We start from the raw sequence: 17327 nt of genomic DNA, 5'->3' as shown, positions 1-17327 counted from the left end.
TTTTGCCAGGATGTCTGCTTCAATTCAAGTTCACGATTCTCTAAAGGCAGGCTTACGCCATGGAAATCTCTGGAAGCAGCGCGTTTTATTCGGGGCTGAGCACCATTCAGGCCGGGCAGAACCGCGTCGACCAGGCCGCCGGAAAAATCGCCGGCGCCGCGACTACCCAGCCCTCGGATGCACAAAGTGATCGTCTGCAAGCCAACGATCGCGCCCAGCCGTCCAACTCGGCGAGCAACATGGTCGAAATGGCCCAAGGCAAGTTTCAAGTGGAGCTGGGCGCGAAAGTCGCCAAGGCTTCGGATGAAATGCTCGGCACCTTGATCGATACCTACGCTTAATCCCCTCTCTCTGTCTGTATAGGGCTCTACTGTGGGAGCGAGCAAGCCCGCTCCCACATTGTGCTGATTCGCCCCTGGGAACCTCTACACTTTCAAAATCACGTTGCACTGCGCCGCAGGCCTTGCCGTGCATGGCATTGATGCGCGTCATGACAAACGGCGTCGGCGCGATGCTTGACAACCCCAGGTCGTAAACGTATGTTTCAAACACCTGTTTGACCGCCATAACAAATCCACGCGGTTGTTCATCCCAGATACATCAGCAGAGGTTTATCGCTATGCCTGACTACAAGGCCCCCTTGCGTGATATTCGCTTCGTTCGTGACGAACTGCTTGGTTATGAAGCGCACTATCAGAGCCTGCCGGCTTGCCAGGACGCTACCCCGGACATGGTTGACGCCATTCTTGAGGAAGGCGCCAAGTTCTGTGAGCAAGTGCTGGCACCGTTGAACCGCGTGGGTGACATCGAAGGGTGCACCTGGAGCGAGTCAGGCGTAAAAACCCCTACTGGTTTCAAAGAAGCCTACAAACAGTTCGTTGAAGGCGGCTGGCCGAGCCTGGCCCACGACGTGGAGCACGGTGGTCAAGGCCTGCCGGAATCCCTGGGCCTGGTCGTGAGCGAAATGGTCGGCGCCGCCAACTGGTCGTGGGGCATGTACCCTGGCCTGTCCCACGGTGCGATGAACACCATCTCCGAGCACGGCACCCCGCAACAGCAAGACGCTTACCTGACCAAGCTGGTTTCGGGTGAGTGGACCGGCACCATGTGCCTGACCGAGCCGCACTGCGGCACCGACCTGGGCATGCTGCGCACCAAGGCCGAGCCTCAGGCCGACGGTTCCTACAAAGTCTCCGGTACCAAGATCTTCATCTCGGCCGGTGAGCACGACATGGCCGACAACATCGTCCATATCGTACTGGCCCGCCTGCCGGACGCACCGGCCGGCACCAAAGGCATTTCGCTGTTCATCGTGCCTAAATTCCTGCCGAACGCAGACGGTTCGATCGGCGAGCGCAACGCGGTGACCTGTGGCTCCCTGGAACACAAAATGGGCATCCACGGTAACGCCACCTGCGTGATGAACTTCGACGCGGCCACCGGTTTCCTGATCGGCCCGGCGAACAAAGGCCTGAACTGCATGTTCACCTTTATGAACACCGCTCGCCTGGGCACCGCGCTGCAAGGCTTGTCCCACGCTGAAATCGGCTTCCAGGGCGGCCTGAAATACGCTCGCGACCGCCTGCAAATGCGCTCCCTGACCGGCCCGAAAGCGCCAGACAAAGCCGCTGACCCCATCATCGTGCACCCTGATGTGCGCCGTATGCTGCTGACCATGAAAGCCTTCGCTGAAGGCAACCGTGCGATGGTGTACTTCACCGCCAAGCAAGTGGACATCGTCAAGTACGGCACCGACGACGAAGCCAAGAAGCAAGCCGACGGCCTGCTGGCGTTCATGACCCCAATCGCCAAGGCGTTCATGACCGAAGTCGGTTTTGAATCGGCCAACCACGGCGTGCAGATCTACGGCGGCCACGGCTTTATCGCCGAGTGGGGCATGGAGCAGAACGTTCGCGACAGCCGCATCTCGATGCTGTACGAAGGCACCACCGGCATCCAGGCACTCGACCTGCTGGGCCGCAAAGTGCTGATGACTCAAGGCGAAGCGCTCAAAGGCTTCACCAAGATCGTGCACAAGTTCTGCCAGGCCAACGAAGGCAACGAAGCCGTTAAGGAATTCGTTGCACCGCTGGCAGCGCTGAACAAAGAGTGGGGCGAGTTGACCATGAAGGTCGGCATGGCCGCGATGAAAGACCGTGAAGAAGTCGGTGCCGCCTCGGTGGATTACCTGATGTACTCCGGCTACGCGTGCCTGGCTTACTTCTGGGCCGACATGGCACGCCTGGCAGCCGAAAAACTGGCTGCCGGCACCACCGAAGAGGCGTTCTACACCGCCAAGCTGCAGACTGCGCGCTTCTACTTCCAGCGCATCCTGCCGCGTACCCAGACCCATAAGGTCACCATGCTGTCGGGCGCCAACAACCTGATGGACATGAAAGAAGAAGACTTCGGCCTGGCTTACTAAGCCCTGCCGGTCTCTTGAAAGCCGCCGCTTCTTTTGGAAGCGGCGGTTTTTTTATGCGCCGATAAAAAACACAGCACAGCACTCAGGGATTGCGCCTGGCTGCCGTTACAGTGATGGCAATGTGATACAGGTCACATTGAATGTGCTTAACTGTGCTCAGTGAAGGCACTGTGCCATCTTTCTGAGCGGGTCGGAGCTTTACCCTTGTCACGCGTGTCCGCTGTTCGTTTCAGTCATTTTCTTCCTTCGTTACTGCTGTTGCTGGCCGGGCTCTCGGCTGCGTATATCAAAGACCTCAGCGTGTTTTTCACCTCGCTGTTCAATGTGTTGCCGACCTTGGTGCTGTTGCTCGGCGGTGCCTACTGCGCGGTGTATCGGCGCCAGCGCGAGCTGTTTTTGATGATCACGGTGTACGTCGTTTACTTCCTGCTCGACACCCAGACCGACTACTACCGCGACAACGGCCGCGTGCGCGAAGACGCCGCCGTGGTGTTCCATCTGTGTTGCTTGCTGTTGCCTCTGCTGTTCAGCATCTACGCGCTGTGGCAGGAGAAAACCCACCTGTTCCGCGACTTCGTGGCGCGCTGCGCCGTGCTCTTTGCCTTTTGCAGCGTGGCCCTGGCACTTGAGCAGAGTTTTCCCCAGGCCTTGCTGAACTGGCTGGCGGAGATTCGCTGGCCGGCGCTGCATGGCAGTTGGATGAGCCTGATCCAGCTGTCGTACCCGATGTTCCTGATGGGTTTTGTCACCCTGGCGGCGCAGTACTGGTATCAGCCACGGCCCTTGCACGCCGCACAACTGGTGGGTTTGCTGGGGCTGTTCTGGATGCTGCCGCAAACGTTCATCCTGCCGTTCACCCTGAACATCATGTGCAGCCAGGTAATGCTGATGATTGCCGCGGGCGTGGCGCACGAGGCTTATCAGATGGCCTTCCGGGATGAACTCACCGGCTTGCCGGGGCGGCGCGCGCTCAACGAACGCATGCAGCGGCTGGGGCGCAATTATGTGTTGGCGATGAGTGACGTCGATCACTTCAAGCGCTTTAACGACACCCACGGCCATGATGTCGGTGATCAGGTGCTGCGGCTGGTGGCCAGCAAATTGTCGAAGGTCAATGGCGGCGGGCGTGCCTATCGTTATGGCGGGGAGGAGTTTGCCGTGGTGTTCGCCGGCAAGACGTTGGACGAGTGCATGCCGCACCTGGAAGAGATCCGCGAGATCATCGCCAACTACGACATCAAGTTGCGCAACCCGGACCGCCCCCACGATGACCAACAGGGCCGCCAACGCCGGGCGGGCAGTGGCGCCTCGAGTGTGTCGGTGACGGTCAGCATCGGCGTGGCCGAGCGCCAGGCCGAACAGCGCACGCCCGAAGAAGTGCTCAAGTCCGCCGACCAGGCGCTCTACGCCGCCAAGGGCGCCGGGCGTAACTGCGTGGTCGCCTCCGGCCAGAACCGCCGTGGCGCGGTGCGCATGGAGAGCGCTGCCGGTTGAGTGATGGCGGTGTATTCAGCGGTTCTACAGTGATTGTTCGAGGCGGTGGCCGGCAGTAGGTTGAAGGCATCTGCTGCCGGAGACATTGCCATGCCTGAGTACAAAGCTCCCCTGCGCGACATGCGCTTTCTGATCGACAACGTGTTTGATTTTCACGGCCACTACGCCGCGTTGGGCGCGACCGACGCAAGCCCCGATATGGTCAGCGCGATCCTCGAAGAAGGCGCCAAATTCTGCGAAAACGTGCTGTCGCCACTTAATCGCAGTGGCGATGAAGAGGGCTGCCACTTCGACAGCGGCGTGGTCACCACGCCCAAGGGCTTCAAGGAAGCCTTCGCCCAGTACGTGGAAGGTGGCTGGCATGGCGTAGCGGCGGACCCGGCCTACGGTGGCCAGGGCTTGCCGCTGTCCCTGGGGCTGGTGCTCAGCGAGATGATCGGCTCCAGCAACACCTCCTGGGGCATGTACCCGGGTCTCACCCACGGCGCCATGTCGGCGATCCACGCCCACGGCACCGAGGAGCAGAAAACCACGTTCCTCAGCAAACTCACCGCCGGCGAATGGACCGGCACCATGTGCCTCACCGAAGCCCACTGCGGCACTGACCTGGGCCTGATCAAGACCCGCGCCGTGCCCCAGGCGGATGGCAGTTATGCGATCACCGGCAGCAAGATCTTCATCTCGGCCGGCGAGCACGACCTGAGCGCCAATATCATTCACTTGGTGCTGGCCAAACTGCCGGACGCACCGGCGGGCACCAAGGGCATCTCGTTGTTTATCGTGCCCAAGTTCCATGCTGATTCAGGCGAGCGCAACGCGGTGCACTGCGGTTCCATCGAGCACAAGATGGGCATCAAGGCCTCGGCCACCTGCGTGCTGAACTTCGACGGCGCCAAGGGCTTTTTGATTGGCGAGGCGAACAAGGGCCTCAATTGCATGTTCACCATGATGAACCACGCGCGCCTGGGTACAGGCATGCAGGGTTTGTGCAATGGTGAGGCGAGTTTTCAGGGCGCGATCAAATACGCCAACGACCGCCTGCAAATGCGCTCGCTGACCGGCGCCAAGGCCCCGGATAAAGCCGCCGACCCGATCATCGTGCACGCCGACGTGCGGCGCATGTTGCTGACCATGAAGGCCTTCAACGAAGGCAATCGGGCGCTGACCTACTTCACTGCCCAACTGCTCGACACCGCGCACTTGAACAGTGACGCCGCCCAACGCCAGGAGGCCGAAGACCTGTTGGCGTTCCTCACCCCTATCTGCAAAGCCTTTATGACCGAAACCGGGCTGGAGGTGACCAACCACGGTATGCAGGTGTTCGGCGGCCATGGCTACATTCGCGAATGGGGCATGGAGCAACTGGCGCGTGATGCGCGGATTGCGCCGATCTATGAAGGCACCAATGGCATTCAGGCCCTCGACTTGCTGGGCCGTAAGGTGCTGGGCAGCCAGGGCAAGTTGCTGCGCGGGTTTACCAAGCTTGTGCATAAGTTCTGCGCGGCGAATGCCGAGCACCCGCAGCTCAAGGCCCATGTTGAGCAGCTCAATCAACTGAACCAGCAATGGGGCGAGCTGACGATGAAGGTTGGCATGGCCGCCATGAAAAACCCGGATGAGGTGGGCGCGGCGGCGGTGGATTATTTGATGTACAGCGGTTACATCATTCTGGGGTATCTGTGGTTGCGCATGGCCATTGCGGCCCAGTCGCATGACGACGCCGAGTTTGCCCAAGCCAAATTGGCCACCTGTGATTTTTACTTCAAGCGCCTGTTGCCGCGTACTGCAACGCACCGCGCCGCTGTGGAGGCGGGCAGTGAGTGCCTGATGAGCTTGCCGGCGCAGTTGTTTGCGCTGTAAAGGCGACTGATTCACTGTGGTCAAAATGTGGGAGCTGGCTTGCCTGCGATGGCATCAACTCGGTGTAACTGATGTACCGAGGTGTTCGCATCGCAGGCAAGCCAGCTCCCACATTAGCTCTTCGTGTGACCCGAAAATACTTGCTGGTCACTAACAGACCCTATGTGTCTCAAATGTTGTTCGGGTACACTCGGAGCCTGTAAAACCGATCCTATCGAATCACTTTTCCTGTTCTCACGAGGTTTGCCATGGCTGATTACAAAGCGCCGCTGCGTGATATGCGCTTCGTCCTCAACGAAGTTTTTGAGGTCGCCAACACCTGGGCCCAATTGCCGGCATTGGCAGACACCGTAGATGCCGAAACCGTTGAGGCGATCCTTGAGGAAGCCGGCAAGGTCACGGCCAAATCCATCGCGCCGCTCAGCCGTAATGGCGACGAACAAGGTTGCCGTTGGGCGGACACTGCCGTCAGCACCCCGGATGGTTTCCCACAGGCTTATAAGACCTACGCCGAAGGTGGCTGGGTGGGCGTAGGCGGCGACCCGATCTTTGGCGGCATGGGCATGCCCAAGGCAGTGTCGGCCCAGGTTGAAGAGATGATCAACTCGTCGAGCCTGGCGTTTGGCCTGTACCCGATGCTGACCTCCGGCGCCTGTGTTTCCATCAACACCCACGCCAGCGAAGCGCTCAAAGCCACCTACCTGCCGAAAATGTATTCGGGTGAGTGGGCAGGTTCCATGTGCCTGACCGAAGCGCACGCCGGGACCGACCTGGGCATTATCCGCACCAAGGCTGAACCTCAGGCGGACGGCTCCTATACCATCAGTGGCACCAAGATCTTTATCACCGGCGGCGAGCATGACCTCACCGACAACATCATTCATCTGGTGTTGGCCAAGCTGCCGGATGCGCCGGCCGGGCCAAAGGGCATCTCGCTGTTTCTGGTGCCGAAGTTCATGGTCAATGCCGATGGCAGCCTGGGCGCTCGCAACCCGGTGAGCTGCGGCTCCATCGAACACAAGATGGGCATCCAGGCGTCTGCGACCTGCGTGATGAACTTCGATGAAGCCGTGGGTTACCTGGTGGGCGAGCCGAACCGTGGCTTGGCGGCGATGTTCACCATGATGAACTATGAGCGTTTGGGCGTGGGTATCCAGGGCCTGGCGTCGGGCGAGCGCTCTTATCAGAACGCGATTGAATACGCGCGCGACCGTCTGCAGAGCCGCTCACCGACCGGCGCCCAGGCCAAGGACAAAGTGGCCGACCCGATCATCGTGCACCCGGATGTGCGCCGCATGTTGCTGACCATGAAAGCGTCGAACGAAGGCGGTCGCGCGTTCTCCACCTACGTGGCCACCCAATTGGACATCGCCAAGTTCAGTGAAGATGCCGCCGCCCGCGAACGTGCGGACAACCTGGTGGCGCTGCTGACACCTGTTGCCAAAGCCTTCCTCAGCGACCTTGGCCTGGAAACCACCGTGCTCGGCCAACAGATCTTTGGCGGCCACGGCTACATCCGCGAGTGGGGCCAGGAGCAGTTGGTGCGTGATGTGCGCATCACCCAGATCTACGAAGGCACCAACGGCATTCAGGCGCTGGACTTGATGGGGCGCAAGATCGTCGGCAGCGGCGGGGCGTTCTACACCTTGTTTGCTGACGAGATCCGCCAGTTCATCGCGGCTTCAGGCGCCGAGCTGGCTGAATTCACCCGACCGCTCAGCGCTGCCGTGGATAACCTGGATGAGTTGACCGCCTGGGTACTGGACCGCGCCAAAACCAACCCGAATGAAATCGGCGCGGCTTCGGTTGAGTACCTGCATGCCTTTGGCTACATGGCCTATGCCTATATGTGGGCACGCATGGCCAAGGCCGCGTTGGGCAAAGAGGCTGAAGAAGACTTCTACGCCAGCAAGCTGGGCACCGCGCGCTTCTACTTTGCCCGCCTGCTGCCGCGTATTCATTCGCTGAGTGCTTCGGTAAAAGCCGGTAGCGAATCATTGTTTTTGCTGGATGAAGCACTGTTCTAAGGGCTTGGAGGGCGTGTAAGCATTCTCTTACATGACGTGCTGCTATTCGTCCTCTATCGCCAAATTGGATCCACGGATAATCTACTTCACATGGACGTCGCGCAGGAAGCGCAAAGCAACAACACGGACACGTAGGATTCTGCCAGGACGGCGGAGTGAAATGGATGTCAGGGAAACAGTCTGCAAAGCCCCGCTTCGGCGGGGTTTTCTTTTGCCCGCGAAAAAGTCAGGCGCTTGCCTGCGGGGCATTCATCACGTCTTCCAGCAAGGTGCGCAACAACGCTACCGTCGCTTGCTGGCGCTGGACGTCGCGGCACACCAGGCCCACCTTCAGCGGCACTCTTGGTTCACTCAACGGCTTCCACAGCAGCGCCTTGCTGTTGTGCTCATCCTGGGAGCGCCCCGGCAATACGGTGGCGAGCTGGGTATGAGGCAGGCTGTCGAGAATCCCGACCATCGTATTCAACTCCGCCTGCACCTGAGGCCGTCGTCCTAAATTGGATAACTGGCCTTGCCAGATCTGCCGCACCTGGAACTCTTCCCCCAACAGCAGCATCGGCAGCTCGGCCGCCTGTTTCAGCGAGACTTTCTTGAATTCGCGCAGTGGATGGTCTTCGGGAATGACCACCTTCAGTTCATCTTCGTACAGCAACACGCCCGTTAACCCCGGCTGGCGGGGTGGCAGGTAGCTGATGCCGATATCCAACGAGCCGTTGAGCAAGCGCCGCTCGATCTCAAGCCCGGTCAATTCATAGATCTGCACGACCAGGTGCGGCTGGGCTTTGCGCACGCGCTCGAGCATCTGCGGGACCAGGCTGGTGTGCACGGTTTGCAGCACGCCAATGGCCAAGGTGCGCATCGCCTGGCCCTTGAAGTTGCGCAAGGCCTCGACGGCTTGCTGCATACCATCGATGAGCGGCAATGCGTGGTTGTACAAGGTGTGTGCTGCCAATGTCGGCAACAGGCGCTTGCTGCTGCGCTCGAACAGGCTGACATCCAGGTTCTGTTCCAATTGGCGAATCTGTTGTGACAGGGCCGGTTGCGAGATCGACAGGCGCTCCGCAGCACGGCCCACGTGGCCTTCCTCATACACCGCGACGAAATAACGCAGTTGCTTGAAATCCATAAGACTTACTTATCGAAAAAGCTGGAAAATCGAAATGGCCGATGGCCCCTCGGGCGCCTAGTCTAGCGCCTATTCGCAGGGCTTACAGGGCCGGATCGGGCAATGAATAGCGTTTATGTTGATGGCGTTTACATAGGCAAGGCAAAAAACCTCAAGGGTGTGTTTGTACGGGGCATCGACCAAGGTCCGGTTGCCATCGGGGGTGAGCTGTGAATCTGTTTCGTCGCCCTGCGCCGAGCCTGGACGATTTGATCGTGGATACGCGCCATGACGGCTCGAGTAAATCCCTGATGCCGACTGTGGCAAGGCCCGCGCAGGTGTTTGTGCGTGGCCAGGGCCCGTGGCTGTGGGACAGCGACGGGCGCGCCTACCTGGATTTCAGCCAGGGCAGCGCCGCCAACAGCCTCGGCCATAGCCCGCAGGTATTGATCAAAGCCCTGGCCGATCAGACTCATATGCTCATCAACCCTGGCAATGGCCTGCACAACCGCGCCCAACTGAACCTCGTCGACCAGCTGTGCGACCACACCGGCAGCGACCAGGGTTACTTGCTCAACAGCGGCTCGGAAGCCTGTGAAGCCGCGATCAAACTGGCGCGTAAATGGGGCCAGCTGTATCGCGGTGGTGCCTATCGCATTATCAGCGCCAGCGGCGGCTGTCATGGGCGAAGCTTTGCGGCGTTGGCAGCCTCGACGAGTGCCGGCGGCAACCGTTTTGAGCCGCAACTGGCGGGTTTCAGCCATGTGCCCTTCAACGACTTGCCGGCGCTGCACGCCGCCGTCGATGCCCAAACGGTTGCCATCATGTTGGAGCCGATCCAGAGTGAAGCTGGCGTTATTCCTGCCACCGAGCACTATTTGAAGGGAGTCGAGCGGCTGTGCCGTGAACTGGGGATCCTGCTGATCCTCGATGAAGTGCAAACCGGCATGGGGCGTTGCGGCAGCCTGCTGGCCGAACAACAGTACGGCGTGCGTGCCGACATCATCACCCTCGGCAAAGGCCTGGGCGGCGGTGTGCCGCTGGCGGCGTTGCTGGCGCGCGGCAAGGCTTGTTGTTTCGAAGCGGGGGAATTGGCGGGGACGCATCACGGCAATGCACTGATGGCGTCTGCCGGTGTTGCCGTACTCGACACCGTGCTGGAAAGCGGTTTTCTTGAGCAGGTACGTGAATCCGGCCTGTACCTGGGAGAAGGCCTTGCCCGGCTGGCCTACCGCTACGGCCATGGGCAACTACGCGGCAACGGACTCCTGTGGGGCCTGACACTGTCAGATGATTCTGCGGATGCCGTGGTAAAGGCTGCATTGCACGAAGACCTGATCCTTATCGCCCCGCAACCCGACTGTTTGCGTTTTACTCCAGCCTTGAACGTGAGCAAAAGCCACATCGACGAAATGCTCCTGCGCCTGGCGCGCGCGTTCTCCCGCGTGCGTACCGCCCAACTGCAATGTCGCAAGGGCATCGCCGTTTAACCTCATATTCCTGAACCGTCTCGCGGCATACGCGGCGCCCCCAGCCTGATTCTTTTGGCTGGGGGCGTTTTTTTGTCTGCTCTCTTCAGGATGGCCCAACGCCAGATCCCACTGAACCCTCACGAACGCCCAAGGTCGATTAGCTACACGGCTCACACGAGCCGATTTTTTGGAGCTTACCCATGGACATCATTCGTATCATCATCGCCATTCTGCTGCCGCCATTGGGTGTGTTCCTGCAAGTGGGTTTCGGCGGGGCGTTCTGGCTGAACATCCTGCTGACCCTGTGCGGTTACTTCCCCGGCATCATCCACGCGGTGTACATCATCGCCAAGCGCTGAGGCCGTCAGCCTTTTGCGATGAGCCGTGAATTGCGCTCGTTGCGAAAGGCCAACTGCTCGATGGTCTGGGTGGCATGCTCGGCTTCTTCCCGCGCCTTGAGGATGATGCCGTGCTGCTCGGACTTGCTGCACACCGGGTCGGCGTTGCTCGCATCACCCGTGAGCATGAACGCCTGGCAACGGCAGCCGCCGAAGTCCTTTTCCTTTTCATCGCATGAACGGCACGGCTCGGGCATCCAGTCGTAGCCGCGAAAACGGTTGAAGCCGAACGAGTCGTACCAGATGTGTTGCATGCTGTGGTCGCGCACATTGGGAAATTGCACCGGCATCTGTCGGGCGCCGTGGCAAGGCAGGGCGGTGCCGTCCGGTGTGACTGTCAGAAAAATACTGCCCCAGCCGTTCATGCAGGCTTTTGGGCGTTCCTCGTAGTAATCCGGTGTCACGAAGATCAGCTTGCACGGATGGCCTTCGGCTTCGAGCTTGGCGCGGTATTCGTTGGTGATGCGTTCGGCGCGTACCAGTTGCTCCCGGGTCGGCAGCAAGCCCACACGATTGAGCTGCGCCCAGCCGTAGAACTGGCAAGTGGCGAGTTCGACGAAGTCTGCCTCCAGGGCAATGCACAATTCAATAATGCGATCGATCTTGTCGATATTGTGCCGATGGGTAACGAAATTCAGCACCATCGGGTAGCCGTGGGCCTTCACCGCGCGGGCCATTTCCAGCTTTTGCGCGAAGGCTTTTTTCGAGCCGGCCAGCAGGTTGTTCACCTGCTCATCGCTGGCCTGGAAACTGATCTGGATATGGTCCAGGCCAGCCTTTTTGAAGTCGCTGATTTTCTGCTCGGTAAGGCCGATGCCAGAAGTGATGAGGTTGGTGTAGAAACCCAGCTTGCGCGCCTCGGCGATCAGTTCGGCAAGGTCCTGGCGCACCAGCGGTTCACCGCCGGAAAACCCCAGCTGCGCAGCGCCCATTTCCCGCGCTTCGCGAAACACCTTGATCCACTGCTCGGTGCTCAGCTCTTTACCCTGTTCGGCAAAATCCAGCGGGTTGGAGCAATACGGGCACTGCAACGGGCAACGGTAAGTCAGCTCGGCAAGCAACCACAGTGGCAGGCCGATCGGTGGCTTTTCAGGCAAGTTCGATCCAGTGCTCAGCACGGGCGACCTCCATGAAATCCTCGATGTCTTGACCGAGTTCAGGCACACCGGGGAATTGTCTATCCAGCTCGGCGATGATGGCGGCCACGTCGCGCTCGCCGTCGATCAGCCCGCCGATCAAGGCGGCGCTGTCGTTGAGCTTGATCATGCCTTCGGGGTAGAGCAGTACGTGGCCTTTTTGCGCCGGTTCGTACTGGTAGCGATAGCCCTGGCGCCAGCTCGGTGTTTTGCTGCGATCAAAGCTCATAGGGTGATCCCTTTATGCCAGACCCGCTGTTCGGTCACGCTGTGATACGGCGGGCGTTTAAGTTCGTAGGCCATGCTCATGGCATCCAGCATGCTCCACAGAATGTCGAGTTTGAACTGCAGAATTTCCAGCATGCGTTCCTGGCCTTCGCGGGTGGTGTAGTGCTGCAGTGTGATCGCCAAACCATGTTCCACATCACGGCGCGCCTGGCCCAAACGCGTACGGAAATACTCATAACCGGCCGGGTCGATCCACGGGTAATGCTGCGGCCAGCTGTCGAGGCGCGACTGGTGGATCTGCGGTGCGAACAGTTCGGTCAGCGAGCTGCTGGCGGCTTCCTGCCAGCTGGCGCGGCGGGCAAAGTTGACATAGGCATCCACCGCAAACCGTACGCCGGGCAGCACCAGCTCCTGGGAGCGCAATTGGTCGGGGTCGAGGCCGACGGCCTGGCCCAGGCGCAACCAGGCTTCAATACCGCCGTCTTCACCGGGCGCGCCGTCGTGGTCGAGCAGGCGCTGGATCCACTCGCGGCGGATCTCGCGGTCCGGGCAGTTGGCCAGGATCGCGGCGTCTTTGAGCGGGATGTTCACCTGATAGTAGAAGCGGTTGGCGACCCAGCCCTGGATCTGCTCGCGGGTGGCGCGGCCTTCGTACATCGCCACGTGATACGGGTGATGGATATGGTAGAAGGCGCCCTTGGCCCGCAGGGCGGCTTCGAACTCGGCGGTGGTCAACGGTGTGTCAGTCACTTCGTCTGCTCCTACAATTCAATGCTCATGCCGTCGTAAGCCACTTCGACATTGCGCCGCACCAGCTCGGCGCGCTCGGGGGAGTCTTCGTCGAGGATCGGGTTGGTGTTGTTGATGTGGATCAGCACCTTGCGCTGCTCGGGTAGCTGCTCCAGTACTTCGAGCATGCCGCCGGGGCCGTTCTGTGCCAGGTGGCCCATCTCGCGGCCGGTGCGGGTGCCGACGCCACGGCGCTGCATTTCATCGTCGTCCCACATCGTGCCGTCCACCAGCAGGCAGTCGCTGCCTGCCATGATTTCCAGCAGCGGCGCGTCGACTTTGCCCAGGCCCGGCGCATAGAACAGCTTGCCGCCGGTGCGCAGGTCTTCGACGATCAGGCCGATGTTATCGCCTGGGTGCGGGTCAAAGCGGTGCGGCGAGTAGGGCGGCGCGGCGCTGCGCAAAGGCAGTGGGGTGAAGCGCAGGTTCGGGCAGGCCGGGATGGTGAAGCTGGCGTCCAGCTCGATACGGTTCCAGGCCAGGCCGCCGTTCCAGTGGGTCAACATGCTGAACAGCGGGAAACCGGTGCTGAGGTCTTCATGGACCATGTCGGTGCACCACACCTGATGCGGGCAACCTTCGCGCAAGCTCAACAGGCCGGTGGTGTGATCGATCTGGCTGTCCATCAGGATGATTGCGCTGATGCCGGTATCGCGCAGGGCGCGGCCGGGTTGCATGGGCGCAAAGCCTTGCAGTTGCGCACGGATATCCGGCGAAGCATTGCACAGCACCCAGTTCACGCCATCGTCGGAAATCGCGATGGACGATTGGGTACGCGCCTGGGCGCGCAGGCTGCCGTCGCGAAAGCCTGCGCAGTTCACGCAGTTGCAGTTCCACTGCGGGAAGCCACCGCCGGCGGCGGAACCTAGAATCTGGACAAACATGATTGCTCCATCACGCAAAGCTCAAAACAAAAACGCCCCGGGCGAACCGAGGCGTTGTATTACTCAGCCAATCAACGGCTGGCGAAGTACATGGTGACTTCGAAACCGATACGCAGATCAGTGTAAGCGGGTTTGGACCAGGTCATATTCATACTCCTACCAAGGGATGGGACGTTCACTACCAAGTAATACATATAGTCCACCTCCTATCGGAGATGTTCAGATATTGCGTATGAATATTACGCAATTATTTTCAAGTTAGCGCTGTCTTGACGGAAAAAGCCTGTTGCAGGGTTGGCAACGATCAGCCTGCCGGTTGCCAGGAATCGTTGATTCGCGGGCCGTTGGCCACACAGCGCCAGCCGCCTGAGGCATCGTTGAGTTGCTGTGCGGCGCGCTGCAGATCCTCGCGTGTGCGGTTTTGTATCAAGTGTTGTAGCTGGTCCAGGTAACCCATCGAGTGGCCCGCCAACTGCGCCTGCCACAGCAGCTCGGCGGCTTGGCTAAGGGGCAGTTGCTGGGCACTGAATTGCTGCGCCAGGGGCTGGTTGCCCAGGTCTGGGCTGCTGTCGATTAACGTCGGTAGCTGCTTCAGAAAGGTCTGCAGGTGATCGACGATCCCGCTCAGTGAAACGCTGGGAGACTGCACGCCAAACAGCAATCCGGTTTGTCCGTTGATCTGTCGGATGCCGCTGAATACTGCGTAGCCTATTTGTAGCTCGACCCGCAGACGCTGGTAAAACGGCCCGTGCAGCAGATGCCCAAGCAGTCGCCAGGCGGCTTCATCGGCCACGGTTAGCGTCGGCGCTGGGCAAAACAGCAGCAAAGCCGCGTCGTTGGCGTCTGTTTTCACCCTGTGCCAGAGCTTCTGGCCGTCGAGGGTTGGGGGTGTGTGCTCAATACTTGCTGCCTGCCCAGGCAGCCGCGCTGCGGCGATTTTGATCGCGGCTTCACAAGCGGCCGGTAACCCAACGCCGAGCCCATGCCATCGAGCTGTCGCCCATGACACTGGCCCGGAGTGAGTGCCGCTGCAACAAGTCGGCAGCGCCTTGAGCAACGCTCGGATGGCGATCATGGGTGTTGCGGCGGGTGCGGCTTCTGGTGGCTGGCTTAAGCTTTGCGCCAATACGTCCAGAACAGCCGGCATGGGCTGGTGAAGACCGACCATTTTCACCAGGAAATCGTTGCCGATCGTTTCGAAAGACAACTCAACGCCGGCCTGACGGGCATTCTCGCGCAATGGCTGTAATGTATTTTCCAACCCCACGGGCGCGGCGTTATCAAACCGCCATTGCAGATACAGCGCACCTTCTTCGGTGTCATCCGCCAATGCCTGGCTGAATGTCAGCGCCGACACCTCCCGACGGCCTCGGGAGCGGTCCTGGGCGAAGGTGCGCAAACCGCGGTGGGCGCTGGTCTGGCCACGGATCAGCCCGGCGCGTTGTTCGTTGGCAGCTGGACGCAGGAACGGGTTGCTGGGCGGCAACTGCCAAGGGTGTTGGGACGGTTCAAGGTGCAGCGAATCAAGCAGCGCTTTCAGTGCGGCAGCGCCCTGTTCCGACAGGTCTTCACGTTCATTTCGCACCACTGCCAGTGCGCTTTGGATCTGTTGCTGACGGGCGTTCTGCAAGGCGTACTCTTCGCGCAAAGGTGTCCAATCGCTGTGTGCGAAAAAGCTCAGCCAGTCGTGCAACAACGCTTCGATTTGCGTAGCCGAATCGTCTTGAGTCTCGAGGGTAAAGTCGATATCCAATACGGCTTGCCCGGCAAACGCATAAAGCACGGTCGTCTGCATGGCATTGGCCAGTTTTCGCGCTTTCAGCTCAGCCAGTAAACCACCCGGCGCCGTAGCATTGAGCCAGGTGCAGAGAAACGCCAGGGCTTGGCGAGGCGCGTCACAGGTGATGACGTGGTGCAGGTGGTTATCGGCGATGTGTTGAAAGCCCTGGGCGTGGCCGAGCATCAGCGCAGGCGGCGCAGCCTGTGGGTGCTGAGGGCCAGTGGCCAATTCGTCGCTGAAACGCTGGGCCAACGCTTGCAGTTCTTCCAATGGTTGCGGGCCGGCAAGGTTTAATGTCATCTGCCCGCTCTGATAGAACCTGGTATGGAATTCCTTCAATGCCTGCTGAAATGCCTCACGTTCCACCGGGAGGCTATCCCGATTACCGGCATGAAAGCCGCGCAACGGATGATCAGCCGCCAAGCCCTCCAACAGCGCAACCTGCTGCTGTGCCTTGGCATCCTGGGACCAGGCCACAAACTCCGCTTGCAGCACTTCGCGCTCACGCAGTTGGTCTTCAATCGTCAGGCGCGGATGGGTCAACATATCCGCCAGCCGCTCGAGCCCACCGGCAAAGGTCGGCACCGGCAATTCAAAGAAGAAGTCCGTGGTGCGCTCGCGGGTGCTGGCGTTGACCTGCCCACCCTGGCGCTGCACGTAGGCCATCAAGCCTTCGCCTGTGGGAAAACGCGCGGTGCCGAGAAACAGCAAATGCTCAAGAAAATGCGCCAAGCCCGGCCACGCGAGTGGCACGTCATGGCTGCCGGCGGCTACGCGCAACATGGCAGCGCAACGCTTCAGGCGCGGCGCGTGACGCAAGGAAACCCGCAGGCCGTTGGCCAGGGTCAAGTCAAGGTGATGAGGGTGGGCCGGCGCAGGCATGGGCACTTCCGAAACGTAGAATGTGCCTATGCTAACAAACCGTCTGGCTCAGGGCTTGTGCAGCGCGCCGTACAGCTCTGGGCGACGGTCTTGCAGGTAGTGATTGGCCACGCGGGCGTCCAGGATCGATTGGCGATCCAGTGTACCGACGATCAACGCTTCATCCAGCCCCGCCTGGGCGATTCGCTGGCCATTGGGCGCAGCAATACTGCTTTGCCCGCAGTACTGAATCTCGCCTTCGTGCCCGCAGTAGTTGGCGTAGACCACATAGCACTGGTTTTCAAAGGCCCGCGCCCGTACGGTCACGTCGGCAACAAAGTCGAACGGCACCATATTGGCCGTCGGCACCAGGATCACCTCGGCACCGGCCAGGGCCAGGCGTCGCGTGTTTTCCGGGAACTCCAGGTCGTAGCAGATCAGAAAACCCAGCCTCCAGCCGTTAAGCTCCACCAGCGGGAAATCATCTTCCCCGGCGCTGAACATCGAGTGGTCCAGGTCGCCAAACAGGTGAGTCTTGCGGTAGTTGCACAGGCGCTGGCCGTGGGCATCGATCAATTGCACGGCGTTGTAGATCTGCCCGTCCTCAGCCCGCTCCGGGTACCCGTAGAGAATGGCCAGGCCGGCGCTTTTGGCCAGTTCGGCAATCGCCTGTGCCGACGGCCCATCCTGGGCTTCGGCGAGTGCGCCCACCGCTTCCGCGCCAATGTTGTAGCCGCTGAGGAACATCTCCGGCAGCACCAGCACGTCGGCACCGCTCGCTTCATGCGCCAATTGATGCAGGCGCTTGAGGTTGCCGGCCACATCCAGCGGCAGCGGTGGGCATTGGTACAGGGCGACACGCATGCTT

The 17327-nt window shown here is 60.3% G+C and carries 15 protein-coding genes; 7 read left to right on the top strand and 8 right to left on the bottom strand.

What is annotated here, in order from left to right; genetic code table 11:
* Nucleotides 1–59 precede the first annotated feature (59 nt).
* The 5 genes from BFP92_RS10290 (at nucleotide 60) to BFP92_RS10270 (ending at nucleotide 7806) form a co-directional block, all read left to right on the top strand.
* Entirely contained in the window at nucleotides 60–341 is a 282-nt protein-coding gene (locus BFP92_RS10290) for a hypothetical protein (protein ID WP_017138029.1), read from the top strand.
* Between the two features lie 278 nt (nucleotides 342–619).
* The gene (locus BFP92_RS10285) at nucleotides 620–2425 is read left to right on the top strand and encodes a phenylacyl-CoA dehydrogenase (protein WP_065929404.1); all 1806 of its coding nucleotides are present in this window, start codon (nucleotides 620–622) and stop codon (nucleotides 2423–2425) included.
* A 204-nt stretch (nucleotides 2426–2629) separates the two neighbouring features.
* Complete coding sequence (locus BFP92_RS10280) at nucleotides 2630–3919, top strand: GGDEF domain-containing protein (RefSeq protein WP_065929403.1); 1290 nt, start codon at nucleotides 2630–2632, stop codon at nucleotides 3917–3919.
* Nucleotides 3920–4009: 90 nt separating this feature from the next.
* On the top strand, nucleotides 4010–5779 hold the full coding sequence (locus BFP92_RS10275; protein ID WP_065929402.1) for an acyl-CoA dehydrogenase C-terminal domain-containing protein: 1770 nt from the start codon (nucleotides 4010–4012) through the stop codon (nucleotides 5777–5779).
* A gap of 248 nt (nucleotides 5780–6027) precedes the next feature.
* Nucleotides 6028–7806 carry an acyl-CoA dehydrogenase C-terminal domain-containing protein gene (locus BFP92_RS10270; protein WP_065929401.1) on the top strand — a complete coding sequence of 593 codons (1779 nt, stop codon included), beginning with the start codon at nucleotides 6028–6030 and terminating at the stop codon, nucleotides 7804–7806.
* 226 nt (nucleotides 7807–8032) lie between these two features.
* Here BFP92_RS10270 and BFP92_RS10265 read toward each other — a convergent pair whose 3' ends face one another.
* Complete coding sequence (locus BFP92_RS10265) at nucleotides 8033–8932, bottom strand: LysR family transcriptional regulator (protein WP_065929400.1); 900 nt, start codon at nucleotides 8930–8932, stop codon at nucleotides 8033–8035.
* Nucleotides 8933–9141: 209 nt separating this feature from the next.
* Between BFP92_RS10265 and BFP92_RS10260 the strand changes: the two genes are divergently transcribed.
* On the top strand, nucleotides 9142–10401 hold the full coding sequence (locus tag BFP92_RS10260) for an aspartate aminotransferase family protein (protein ID WP_065929399.1): 1260 nt from the start codon (nucleotides 9142–9144) through the stop codon (nucleotides 10399–10401).
* A gap of 182 nt (nucleotides 10402–10583) precedes the next feature.
* Nucleotides 10584–10742 carry a YqaE/Pmp3 family membrane protein gene (locus BFP92_RS10255; RefSeq protein WP_003194776.1) on the top strand — a complete coding sequence of 53 codons (159 nt, stop codon included), beginning with the start codon at nucleotides 10584–10586 and terminating at the stop codon, nucleotides 10740–10742.
* A 5-nt stretch (nucleotides 10743–10747) separates the two neighbouring features.
* On the opposite strand, the gene pqqE is transcribed toward BFP92_RS10255, so the two are convergent.
* The 7 genes from pqqE to BFP92_RS10220 form a co-directional block, all read right to left on the bottom strand.
* Entirely contained in the window at nucleotides 10748–11899 is a 1152-nt protein-coding gene (pqqE, locus tag BFP92_RS10250) for a pyrroloquinoline quinone biosynthesis protein PqqE (RefSeq protein WP_065929398.1), read from the bottom strand.
* Nucleotides 11871–12146, bottom strand: a complete 276-nt coding sequence (gene pqqD, locus BFP92_RS10245) for a pyrroloquinoline quinone biosynthesis peptide chaperone PqqD (RefSeq protein WP_065929397.1) — start codon at nucleotides 12144–12146, stop codon at nucleotides 11871–11873. Before pqqD ends, pqqE begins: the two co-directional genes overlap by 29 nt.
* Nucleotides 12143–12895 (bottom strand): pyrroloquinoline-quinone synthase PqqC, encoded by a 753-nt coding sequence (pqqC, locus tag BFP92_RS10240; RefSeq protein WP_017138042.1) that lies wholly within the window; start codon nucleotides 12893–12895, stop codon nucleotides 12143–12145. Before pqqC ends, pqqD begins: the two co-directional genes overlap by 4 nt.
* Nucleotides 12896–12906: 11 nt before the next feature.
* Nucleotides 12907–13818: a pyrroloquinoline quinone biosynthesis protein PqqB gene (gene pqqB, locus BFP92_RS10235; RefSeq protein ID WP_058424746.1), complete on the bottom strand. Its 912-nt coding sequence runs from the start codon at nucleotides 13816–13818 to the stop codon at nucleotides 12907–12909.
* A gap of 71 nt (nucleotides 13819–13889) precedes the next feature.
* Entirely contained in the window at nucleotides 13890–13964 is a 75-nt protein-coding gene (gene pqqA / locus BFP92_RS10230) for a pyrroloquinoline quinone precursor peptide PqqA (protein WP_003194766.1), read from the bottom strand.
* Between the two features lie 158 nt (nucleotides 13965–14122).
* A complete protein-coding gene (gene pqqF / locus BFP92_RS10225) occupies nucleotides 14123–16480 on the bottom strand; it encodes a pyrroloquinoline quinone biosynthesis protein PqqF (RefSeq protein WP_065929396.1) in 2358 nt (785 codons plus the stop codon).
* A gap of 48 nt (nucleotides 16481–16528) precedes the next feature.
* A complete protein-coding gene (locus BFP92_RS10220; protein ID WP_065929395.1) occupies nucleotides 16529–17323 on the bottom strand; it encodes a carbon-nitrogen hydrolase family protein in 795 nt (264 codons plus the stop codon).
* Between the last annotated feature and the right edge of the window lie 4 nt (nucleotides 17324–17327).

The organism is Pseudomonas sp. 58 R 3 (assembly GCF_900006605.1).
Taxonomy (GTDB): Bacteria; Pseudomonadota; Gammaproteobacteria; order Pseudomonadales; family Pseudomonadaceae; genus Aquipseudomonas; species Aquipseudomonas salomonii.
This window is presented reverse-complemented; position numbering and strand designations above follow the sequence as displayed.

Excerpts from the sequence above, each read along its gene's own strand:
- BFP92_RS10290 (WP_017138029.1), top strand. The coding sequence starts at position 60 with ATGGAAATCTCTGGAAGCAGCGCGTTTTATTCGGGGCTGAGCACCATT.
- BFP92_RS10285 (WP_065929404.1), top strand. The coding sequence starts at position 620 with ATGCCTGACTACAAGGCCCCCTTGCGTGATATTCGCTTCGTTCGTGAC.
- BFP92_RS10275 (WP_065929402.1), top strand. The coding sequence starts at position 4,010 with ATGCCTGAGTACAAAGCTCCCCTGCGCGACATGCGCTTTCTGATCGAC.
- BFP92_RS10270 (WP_065929401.1), top strand. The coding sequence starts at position 6,028 with ATGGCTGATTACAAAGCGCCGCTGCGTGATATGCGCTTCGTCCTCAAC.
- BFP92_RS10265 (WP_065929400.1), bottom strand. The coding sequence starts at position 8,932 with ATGGATTTCAAGCAACTGCGTTATTTCGTCGCGGTGTATGAGGAAGGC.
- BFP92_RS10255 (WP_003194776.1), top strand. The coding sequence starts at position 10,584 with ATGGACATCATTCGTATCATCATCGCCATTCTGCTGCCGCCATTGGGT.
- pqqD (WP_065929397.1), bottom strand. The coding sequence starts at position 12,146 with ATGAGCTTTGATCGCAGCAAAACACCGAGCTGGCGCCAGGGCTATCGC.
- pqqB (WP_058424746.1), bottom strand. The coding sequence starts at position 13,818 with ATGTTTGTCCAGATTCTAGGTTCCGCCGCCGGCGGTGGCTTCCCGCAG.
- pqqF (WP_065929396.1), bottom strand. The coding sequence starts at position 16,480 with ATGCCTGCGCCGGCCCACCCTCATCACCTTGACTTGACCCTGGCCAAC.
- BFP92_RS10220 (WP_065929395.1), bottom strand. The coding sequence starts at position 17,323 with ATGCGTGTCGCCCTGTACCAATGCCCACCGCTGCCGCTGGATGTGGCC.